General features: G+C 68.3%; 8 protein-coding genes. 4 read left to right on the forward strand and 4 right to left on the reverse strand.

All coding sequences use genetic code 11. The annotated features are described in order from the left end of the window. Positions 1-12 precede the first annotated feature (12 nt). On the forward strand, positions 13-2,733 hold the full coding sequence (locus A7X97_RS19360) for an autotransporter serine protease (protein ID WP_245885069.1): 2,721 nt from the start codon (positions 13-15) through the stop codon (positions 2,731-2,733). Positions 2,734-2,780: 47 nt separating this feature from the next. Here A7X97_RS19360 and A7X97_RS19365 read toward each other — a convergent pair whose 3' ends face one another. Further along, positions 2,781-3,878: a Glu/Leu/Phe/Val dehydrogenase dimerization domain-containing protein gene (locus A7X97_RS19365; RefSeq protein WP_088496797.1), complete on the reverse strand. Its 1,098-nt coding sequence runs from the start codon at positions 3,876-3,878 to the stop codon at positions 2,781-2,783. Positions 3,879-4,155: 277 nt separating this feature from the next. Between A7X97_RS19365 and A7X97_RS19370 the strand changes: the two genes are divergently transcribed. After that, positions 4,156-5,232: an HDOD domain-containing protein gene (locus A7X97_RS19370; protein ID WP_072169100.1), complete on the forward strand. Its 1,077-nt coding sequence runs from the start codon at positions 4,156-4,158 to the stop codon at positions 5,230-5,232. A gap of 3 nt (positions 5,233-5,235) precedes the next feature. On the opposite strand, the gene A7X97_RS19375 is transcribed toward A7X97_RS19370, so the two are convergent. The 3 genes from A7X97_RS19375 to A7X97_RS19385 form a co-directional block, all read right to left on the reverse strand. Continuing rightward, entirely contained in the window at positions 5,236-6,792 is a 1,557-nt protein-coding gene (locus A7X97_RS19375) for a phospholipase D family protein (RefSeq protein WP_245885071.1), read from the reverse strand. Between the two features lie 162 nt (positions 6,793-6,954). Next, entirely contained in the window at positions 6,955-7,653 is a 699-nt protein-coding gene (locus A7X97_RS19380; RefSeq protein WP_088496799.1) for an RNA pseudouridine synthase, read from the reverse strand. Between the two features lie 47 nt (positions 7,654-7,700). After that, positions 7,701-8,201 carry a M48 metallopeptidase family protein gene (locus A7X97_RS19385; protein ID WP_053499398.1) on the reverse strand — a complete coding sequence of 167 codons (501 nt, stop codon included), beginning with the start codon at positions 8,199-8,201 and terminating at the stop codon, positions 7,701-7,703. 63 nt (positions 8,202-8,264) lie between these two features. Between A7X97_RS19385 and A7X97_RS19390 the strand changes: the two genes are divergently transcribed. Continuing rightward, the gene (locus A7X97_RS19390) at positions 8,265-8,822 is read left to right on the forward strand and encodes a DUF2058 domain-containing protein (protein WP_005418186.1); all 558 of its coding nucleotides are present in this window, start codon (positions 8,265-8,267) and stop codon (positions 8,820-8,822) included. Positions 8,823-8,993: 171 nt separating this feature from the next. After that, positions 8,994-9,260, forward strand: coding sequence for a DksA/TraR family C4-type zinc finger protein (locus tag A7X97_RS19395; protein WP_072169104.1), 267 nt, complete (start codon positions 8,994-8,996; stop codon positions 9,258-9,260). The last annotated feature ends 152 nt before the right edge of the window (positions 9,261-9,412 follow it).

Consider the following 9,412-nt stretch of genomic DNA (forward strand, 5'->3'; position numbering starts at 1 on the left):
ATGTAGTTGAGGTTGGCGACCACGCCCCCGCCGACCACCCCGCCTCCGGCCAAGCCGCAGGAGCCGGCCTTCGACGCGCACCTGTCCGTGACCAATGCGCGTGCCGCACAGGCCGCTGGCCTGACCGGGCAGGGGGTGCGCATCGGCATCGTCGATTCGGGCGTGCAGCGCAACGCAGTGGCGCTGAACGGGCGCGTGGTCGCCAACCTCAACTACATCGACCCCGCCCGCAACAACCTGCAGGTGGACGACGTGGTGGGCCACGGCACGGCGGTGGCCAGCCTGGCCGCGGGTGCTCCGGTGGGGTCCTGGCCGGGCGGCATCGCCCCTGGCGCACAGATCGTTTCGGCGCGGATCATCGCCGACAAGCCGCCCGTCGATGACGGCAGCGGCAAGGGCAATTCCTTCAGCGGCCCACTGGGCGTGGCGCAGGTCCACCAGGACCTGATCAGCTACAACGTGAAGGTGATGAACAATTCGTGGGGCGGCCTGTACTGGACCGACCTGCCGACCACCGCGCAGGTGGCGGCCGAGTACCGGCCGTTCGTCATCAATCATGGCGGCCTGGTGTTGTTCGCGGCCGGCAACGATGCGCGCCCCGAGCCGAGCAGCCTGGCCGCGCTGCCCAGCCAGCTGGGCGTTGCCGGCTCGCTGCCAGCGGCCGATCTGGAGCGCGGCTGGCTGGTGGCCACTGCGGTGGATCCGTATGCACCGGGCACGCTGGCCAGCTACGCCAATGCCTGCGGCCAGGCCGCGCGCTACTGCCTGGCGGCGCCGGGCAGCGCGGTCTATCCCGATGCCAACGGCGGCAGCTATTACTGGAACTACGGCACGTCCTTCGCCGCCCCGCTGATTTCCGGCGCCGCCGCCCTGGTCTGGCAGCGCTACCCGTACTTCGACAACAACCTGGTGCGGCAGACCCTGCTGGGCACCGCCAAGGACATCGGTGCGCCCGGCGTGGATGCGGTGTTCGGCTACGGCCTGCTCGACATCTCGCGGGCGATCAAGGGGCCGGGGCGCTTCGACTGGGGCGACGTGGTGGCCAATGTCGATGCGCCATCGAGTGGCTCGCTGTGGAGCAATGACATCGTCGGCAGCGGTGGCCTGGTCAAGCAGGGCGGGGGAACCCTGGTGCTGGGGGGCAACAACAGCTACAGCGGTGCCACCCGCATCGAGCGCGGCATCCTGTCACTGCAGAACGGCAGCGTGATCCGCTCCAACGTGACGATCCTGGCGCAGCCCGATCCGGATTCGACCGGCCTGCAGTTCAATGGCGGTACGCCGCGCGTGATCGGCAATGTGGTCAACGGCAGCAGCGTGTTGCTGACCACCGATAGCACCACCGGCACCATCGAGGGCAACTACACCCAGCAGGCCGGCGCGCAGCTGATGATCGCGCTCGGTGCCAATGCGCTGCAGGTCACCGGCAACGCCACGATCAACGGGGGCGTGCGCGTACACGGCTTCGTCTCCGGCTATGTGCCGCAGAACGGCAGCCGCCAGGACCTGATCCACGCCGCCGGCGGCCTCAGCGGCACCTTCAGCAGCCCGGCCACCTCCAGCGGCCTGCAGGGCCTGTCGCTGCTGCAGAGCAGCTATGGCTATGACAGCAACAACGCTTGGTTGAACCTGACCCAGGTCAGCGTCACGGCGGCAGCGACCGGCCTCACGGCCTCGGCGCAGTCGGCTGCGCAACGCGTGGACAGTGCGTTCAGCGCGCTTGATGGCGATACGACGCTGCAGGGCTCGGCCTTCGGTACGGCCGCCGGTGCGCTGCAGTGGACTGGCGGTGGCAGCAAAGGCCTCGAGGCCAGTTTGCAGAGCCTGTCCGGACAGGCGCATGCGCGGGCCGAGTCGGCCACCTTCGACAGCATCGACATGTCACGCCGCGCGATCGCCGAGCGCTTTGATCGCGTGCAGGCGGCGCCGCGCCTGCGCGGGGCCTGGCAGAGCGCGCTCGGCGAAGCCGGGCAGGGCAGTTTCGCCGGCAATGCCGCCGACAGCCGCGGTTGGATGGCCGGCCAGGACCTGCCGCTGGGCAGCAATGGGCTGATGGGCGTGGCCTTTGGCGAAACCCGCAGCAATGGTGGCAGCGGCTTCGGCGGTGATCGTGGGCGTGATCGCCAGGCGCAGGCGCAGCTGTACGCCGGCTGGAACCTGGGCCGGGGCTATGCGCTGGCGCAGGTCGGCAGCGGCCAGTTCACCCGGGCGCTGGATCGCCAGTTGCTGCTGGGCGCCGGCGCCTACGGTGTCTCTGCACGTTACGGCGGACGTTTCAGCAGTGCCAGTGTCGAAGGCGGCTATCGCTTCGGCAACGCGGGTGCGTCGTTGACACCGTATCTGGGCGCAAGCACGACGCGCGTGGATACCGATGCCTTCAACGAACTGGGCGGGTTCGGCTTCGGCCTGCGTGGCGATGCCAACCGCGTACAGCGCAGCCAGATGCTGGCCGGTATCCGCGGCGAACGTGGCTGGGGGCGCTGGACCCTGCGCGGGCATGCCGAATGGCAGCAGCGGCTCGATGGTGCCGATGCGGACTGGCAGGCCAGTTTCGTCGGCGTTGATGCATGGGCGCCACTGGCGGGCTGGAACGCCCCGCGCGGCAGTGCGTTGTTCGGCGTGGCGCTGGAGTCGTGGTGGGGCCGCAACGGCCGCCTGAGCCTGGGCTTCGACCAGCGCGTCGGCGGCGAAGGCGCGCGCCAGGCGGCGTTGCGCTACAGCACCGGCTTCTGAACGGGCGGTCGCGCCGGGTCGAAAGGCCCGGCGCGACATCGGCAGGCTCAGCCGCCGCGCAGGTTGCCCAGGCGCGGGGTGCTGCGGCCCAGCGGCATCTTCAGCTTGCCGATCGACAGGATACGGCTTTCGGCGATGCGGTCGGCTGCCCGCTGCGGCGCGATGTTCTCGCGTTGCGACAGTTCGAAGATGCGGGTGAGGTTGTGGTAGATGCTGCGGATCAGGCGCATCGCGCGTTCGCGGTTGTAGCCATCGATCTCCAGCGACACGTTCATCACGCCGCCCGCGTTGACCGCGTAGTCAGGTGCATACAGGATGCCGCGCGCATGCAGTTCGTCGCCGATTTCCAGGCTCGCCAGCTGGTTGTTGGCGGTACCGCAGATGATCTTCGCCTTGATCCGCGGCAGGGTGTCGGCGTTGATCGCGCCTTCCAGCGCGCACGGTGCGAACACATCGGCGTTCACTTCGTGGATCTCGTCCGGCTTGACCGCTTCGGCGCCGAAATCGCTGACCGCGCGATCAATCAGCGCGCTGTCCAGGTCGGTGACATACAGTTTGGCGCCGCGGTCGCGCAGCAGCTTGACCAGCTCCATGCCGATGTGGCCCAGGCCTTGCACTGCGATGCTGGTCTTGCCCACTTCCTCATGGCCGAACTTGAAGCGCATCGCCGCCATCAGCGCCTGCAGCGCACCGTAGGCGGTGAACGGGGCCGGATCGCCGGAGCCGCCATGGACCTGGTGCACGCCGGTCACGAACTGGCTCTCCAGGTAGATGTTCTCCATGTCGTTGACGTCGGTACCGACGTCCTCGGCGGTGATGTAGCGCCCTCCCAGCGAGTCGACATAACGGCCGAAGGCGCGGAACAGTACTTCAGTCTTGTCCACCTTCGGGTCGCCGATGATCACCGCCTTGCCACCACCGACGTTGAGGCCGGCCAGCGCATTCTTGTAGGTCATCGTCCGGCTCAGCCGCAGCACGTCGGCCAGCGCCTCGTCGGTGCTGGCATACGGACGCATGCGCACGCCGCCCAGGGCCGGGCCCAGGGTGGTGTTGTGGATGGCGATGATCGCCTGCAGGCCGGCATCGTGGTTGTGGCAGAACACCACTTGTTCGTGGCCGGTGGTGGCGAGGGTTTCGAATAGCATGGCGTCTCCGATGGCGCGAACAGCGGCGAACTGCAGCGAACGGCCAGTGAACGGTAGGGTCCCAAAACAAAAAAAGCGACGTCGTCATGGCTGGGGGACGGGTCGCGCGGCGCCATTCTAGTCCATTCCCCCGGCCGGTGCCGTCGACATCGCATGCCTTGCAGTTAAAGAAGATGAAAATGCGGCCGATGCTGCGACGACGGCGGGTGGCCGGATTCGCGTGAAGAGGCAGGCGGTCAGTGACGGCAAGGGCACCACAACGACAGGGCAGGCGGCGATGACAGCGGCCTGGTGGCGATCGCTGCGCGCCTGGCTGGCGCGTTCGACCGGGGCGGCACCGTCGCGGCTGGTTGCTGCGTCCCGCCAGGCGGTGGCCGCCGCAGCGGCGAGCCTGCAGGGCGAGGCGCTGCCCCCGGCCGAGATCGCTGCACATCTGCAACGTGGCCTGCATGCCCTGGCCCTGTACCCGCGTCTGGCCGGTGAATCCACGCCGGTGCAGGCCGCAGGGCTGGGCGAGGCGGTGGCGCGCGCGCTGCAGGACCGCAACTGGGCGGCCAGGCAGCTGCCCCGCCGGCCGCAACTGCTGCCGCAGCTGATCCAGACCGTCAACGACGATGCCGCCTCAGCGCGGGTGATGGCCGCGATCATCGGCCAGGACCCGGTACTGACCGGCAACCTGCTGCGCATCGCCAACAGCCCGGCCTACAAGGTGCATGAGCGCCCGGTCGAAAGCCTGCAGCGGGCGGTGACACTGGTGGGTACCGAAGGCGTGCGGCAGATCATCAGCGCGGTACTGGTGCAGCCGGTGATGCAGGTGCAGTGCGAAGTGTTCCCGCAGTTCAGCGCGATCATCTGGGAGCACGCGCTGCTGGCCTCGCGCGCGGCCGCCGATCACGCACGTACGGTCACCTTCGGTGATGCCTTCGCTGCGCAGTGGCTGGGCCTGGTGCAGGGACTGGGCGCGTCACTGGTAATGCGCCAGCTGCTGCAGGAAGCGCAGGCCCGCGGCGAGGCCGTGGAGCCGGCGTTGGCCCTGCAGCTGCTGCAGCAGTGGTCGTTACCGTTGGCGCAGCGGGTCGCCGCCGCATGGGAGCTGCCTGAACCGGTTCACCAGGCCCTGGCGGTGGATGCAGAAGGGGCGCTGGCCGACAGCCTGCGCCTGGCCAGCGCCGCCGCAGCGGCCAGCCTGTTGTGCCGCCATGGGCATGCCAGCCAGAGCCGCATGCTGGCGCTGCTGGAGCAACTGCCTTCAGCGCCGCCGCATGCATTGCGCTGGATCTGGCGGCGCCTGCATGGGCGCAGCGTGGAAACGCTGGATGAGGCCGGACAGGACCAGGCCGGCCCGGCCGCCTGAGTGCTACAGCTGCGATTCGACAGGCAGCCAGCTGATGGCCCGCGACAACCAGCGTTTGCGCGCCGTTGCCCCTGGCTCGGCCTCGACCCAGTGCGGTGGCGGCTCGCGCTCCAGCCAGCGCAACCGGCCACGGTCGTCCAGCGCCAGCCACCAGCTATGCCTGGGGTCTGCCAGGCGCAGGTACTCATCGCGCAGCCGCGCCCCCAGCACCGGGTCGTCGAACAGTACGCCCATTTCGGTGTTGAGGTAGGCCGAGCGCGGGTCGAGGTTGAACGAGCCGACGAAGCCGCGGCGGTCGTCGACCACGAACGCCTTGGTGTGCAGGCTCGCGCCGCTGCTGCCGAACATGCCGGCATCGCCGGACTGCCCCTGCGCCTTCAGTTCGTACAGGTGGACGCCCGCTTCGAGCAACGGCACGCGGTAGCTCATGTAGCCGCCGTGCACGGCGGCGACGTCGTTGGCAGCCAGTGAGTTGGTCACCACGCCGACCTGCACGCCCCGCCCGGCCATGGCCGAAAAGCCATCCAGGCCTTCGTCGCCTGGCACGAAGTAGGGCGAAATCAACAACGTTTTGTGCCGGGCGGCCTGCAGCTCGCTGATCAGGGTCGACACCAGCCAGGCAGCGCGATCATCCCTGCGATGCTTCATCGGCGGGTCCGAGACGATGCGCACTGCACTGCTCCAGTGCAATGGCTCGGGACTCGGGCGTTGCCGCTGGCGCGATTCGGCCACGCGCGCAAGGTAGGGCCGGGCCACGTCCCGCTGCGCCTCATGATCCGATTCGCGCACCAGCAGGCGCAGCTGCGAATCGGTATGGAAGGCAAGCGCGGATACCGGAATGGCGGCCTCGCTGTTCCAGTAGTCGTCGAAGATCCGGTTGGCCTGCTCCACGGCAGGGCCGGCGACCAGCAGGTCCAGATCCTGGAAGTTCACATCGGTGCGCGCGCTGAAGTACTCCTCGCCGATGTTGCGGCCGCCGACGATCGCGACGCGGCCATCGGCGATCCAGCTCTTGTTGTGCATGCGGTGGTTCACGCTGAAGAAGCGTTGCACCATCTCCACCATGCGCAGGATGCCGGTCCGGTTGCGGAACGGGTTGTAGAGGCGGATTTCAATGTTGGGGTGCCGGTCCAGCGCCATCATCAGCGCGTCCTTGTCCTTGGCATTCATGTCATCGAGCAGGATGCGCACGCGCACACCGCGCTCGGCGGCGTCATGCAGCGCCTTGGCCATCAGGTGGCCGATCAGGTCGTCGTGCCAGATGTAGTACTGCAGGTCCAGGCTGCGGCCAGCGTGCGCGGTGATCATCGCGCGCGCGGCGAAGGCATCCATGCCATCACCGAGGAACGCTACGCCTGATTGCCCGGGATGCGCGTCCTGCAGCGGCACGATCTGCTGGTCGATGCGGGTCTGCGCCGGCTGCAATGGCAGTACATGCGAGGGCGCGCCCTGTGCCTGTGGCGTGAGATGGTCGGCCAGCAGCAGCCCGGACAGGACCAGCAGCAACAGCGCGGCGAGGATGATTGCAGCGACGCGCAACAGGCGTCGCCACAGGGGCATGGGCAGGCTCATACCTCGATGGTAGATCCACGCCCTGCGTGAAGGAATGCCTGCAGGATCGATAGGGCGTCAGCGCGCTTGCCTTCGGCAACGGATCCGACCCCGGGGCGTCAGGATGGGGGCGGACCCGTTTCCGCAGGAAAGGGCCCTGACCCGCAGGCCTCAGAACCGCTCGTCGCTGCCCAGGTAACGCCACTGCGCCGGCGGCAGCGGCCCCAATGCCACGCGGCCGATGCGCAGTCGGCGCACGGCCAGCACCTGCAGCCCGGCGGCAGTCACCGCCACGCGCAGCCCCTTGGCGGTCAGCCCCTTGCCGGCAAAGCGCAGGCGCTGCTCGCTTTGCCAGCTGACCTTGGCGCCGCCGGATTCCTGCTGCAGCCGCGCCAGCAGCCACGGTCCTCGCTCGGGGCCGCCTTCGGCCACTTCGATCAGGTATTCCTGTTCGGTGCGGCCCAGATTGCGCTGTAGATGGGCCAGCGTGGCCGGGTCCTGGCTGACCACCACCAGGCCGCTGTCGCTGGCCGGAAGGGCAGCGGCCAGTTGCAGACCGTGGAAATGGCGCTGCAACGGACGGATGTCGCTGGCATCAAGTTCGCTGCGGCTGTCACTGCTGACCAGGGCACACAGGGTCTCAGCAGCAACGCCGGCTGGCTTGTGCAGCAGCATGCTGACCCGCTCGGCCTTTTCATCGCTGGCCTGCTCGGCGACCACGATCTGCGCGGCTTCATCAACCGGGCGCTGTGGTTGTTCCACCACTTCGCCGTCGACCGTTACCCAGCCGCCTTCGATATAGCGCCGCGCTTCGCCGCGGGGGATGCCGAGCAGGGCGGACAGGCGTTTGTCGAGACGGATCGGTTCCATGGCGGGCAGGTCGGGCAGGGGGCGCGCAGTGTAGCTGCTGCGGCCGGTCAGCGCTGGCTGCGGTTGGCCAGCTCGGTCAGGTACAGACGGGTATCGAACTCCAGCTGCAGGTAATCCGGTTCCATGTGCTGGCACAGCTGGTAGAAGGCCTTGTTGTGGTCGGCTTCCTTCAGGTGGGCCAGCTCATGCACCACGATCATGCGCAGGAACGCCGCGGGTGCCTGGCGGAATACGGTAGCGATGCGGATCTCGCGGCTGGCCTTGAGGCGGCTGCCGTGCACGCGGGAAATGGCGGTATGCGTACCCAGCGCGTGCTTGATCACTTCCAGGGTGTTGTCGTAGCAGACCTTGTTGAGCGGCACCGACTTGCGCAGGTAACGGTCCTTCAGCGCCTGGGTGTAGTCGTACAGCTGGCGGTCGCTGCGGACCTCGTGCGGGTCGGGATAGCGCTGCTGCAGCCAGGGGCCGAGCTTGCCCTGCGCCAGCAGTTCGCTGACCTGGGCGACCAGGGGTTCGGGGTAGCCGGTGAGGTACTTCAGGACTGCCATGCAGGGGCGGCGGGGCGTCGGTAGAATGGAAGCATCCAAGATTACACGCGGTACGTACCGACCATGGCAAAGCCCAACGCGCTGCAGGAACAATTGCTCAAGGCCGGTCTGGCCAAGAAATCGCAGGCCAGCGCCGCCGCGCGGGAGCAGGCCAAGGCCCGCCAGGGCAAGGCCGAATCGGCCTCGGCCGAGGTCCAGCGTGAGGCTGAACGTGCCCGTGCCGAGAAGGTCGAGCGCGACCGTGCGCTGGCCGCCGAGCGCAATGCCCAGGCCAGGCAGGCGGAACAGAAGGCGCAGGCGAAGCAGATCATCGCGGCCCATGCCGTGCCCCACAAGGGCGATGACGAGTATCGCTTCAGCGATGGCGCGGCGATCCGCACCCTGCTGATCGACCCCAAGCTGCGCAAGGCGCTGTCGGTGGGCGTGCTGGTCATCGTCGCCAATGGCGAGGGTTACGCCCTGCTGCCGCGCGCCGCCGCCGAGAAAGTGCGCGAGCGGGCTCCGGAGGCGATCATCGTCGACCACGGCCAGCCGGGCTCGACCGCCGAGATCTCCACCGGCAACGCCGAGGACGACGCCTACTACGCCCAGTTCCAGGTGCCGGACGACCTGATCTGGTAAGCAAAAAAGGGGACGGAGGGGATTAAGTCGCGATCGACCTGATTGGATCCGTTGGCGTTCTGCTCAGCTTGCTGAAGGCGCACCGGGCACGGCTCGGCGCAACACAGGCCTGCTCCTTTGTGCGCGGGTGTATCGTCCCCATATCAGGCGACACACCTGCGGAGGAAGGCCATGGCCACTGGTTGGGCGGGAGATGGCGCGGTCCAGGACCAGATCGACGCCACCGTCGACGATGCGATCGCCCGCGCGCGAGGCCAGCTGCGGCAGGGCCCGGGCCTTGAACACTGTGAGGAATGTGACGCGCCGATTCCGTTGGCGCGACGTCGTGCTGTGCCGGGAGTTCGCCTGTGCGTGGCGTGCCAGCAGGCGCATGACGAAGAAGCGCAGGCGCATGCCGGTTACAACCGGCGCGGCAGCAAGGACAGCCAGTTGAGGTAAGGGGTGTTGGGCAGGGCTGCGCCCTGCACCTGCTTGGAGCAACGGCAACGGCAACGGCAAAAGCGTGCTATCCGTGGGATGGCGGGGGGGGGGCCGATTGAGGGGGACGCTGCAAGTCCCCCTCCGGGGCCCGGCCCAGCCGCTGGCGGCTG

It is taken from the genome of Stenotrophomonas sepilia, from assembly GCF_003244875.1.
GTDB classification, from domain to species: Bacteria; Pseudomonadota; Gammaproteobacteria; order Xanthomonadales; family Xanthomonadaceae; genus Stenotrophomonas; species Stenotrophomonas sepilia.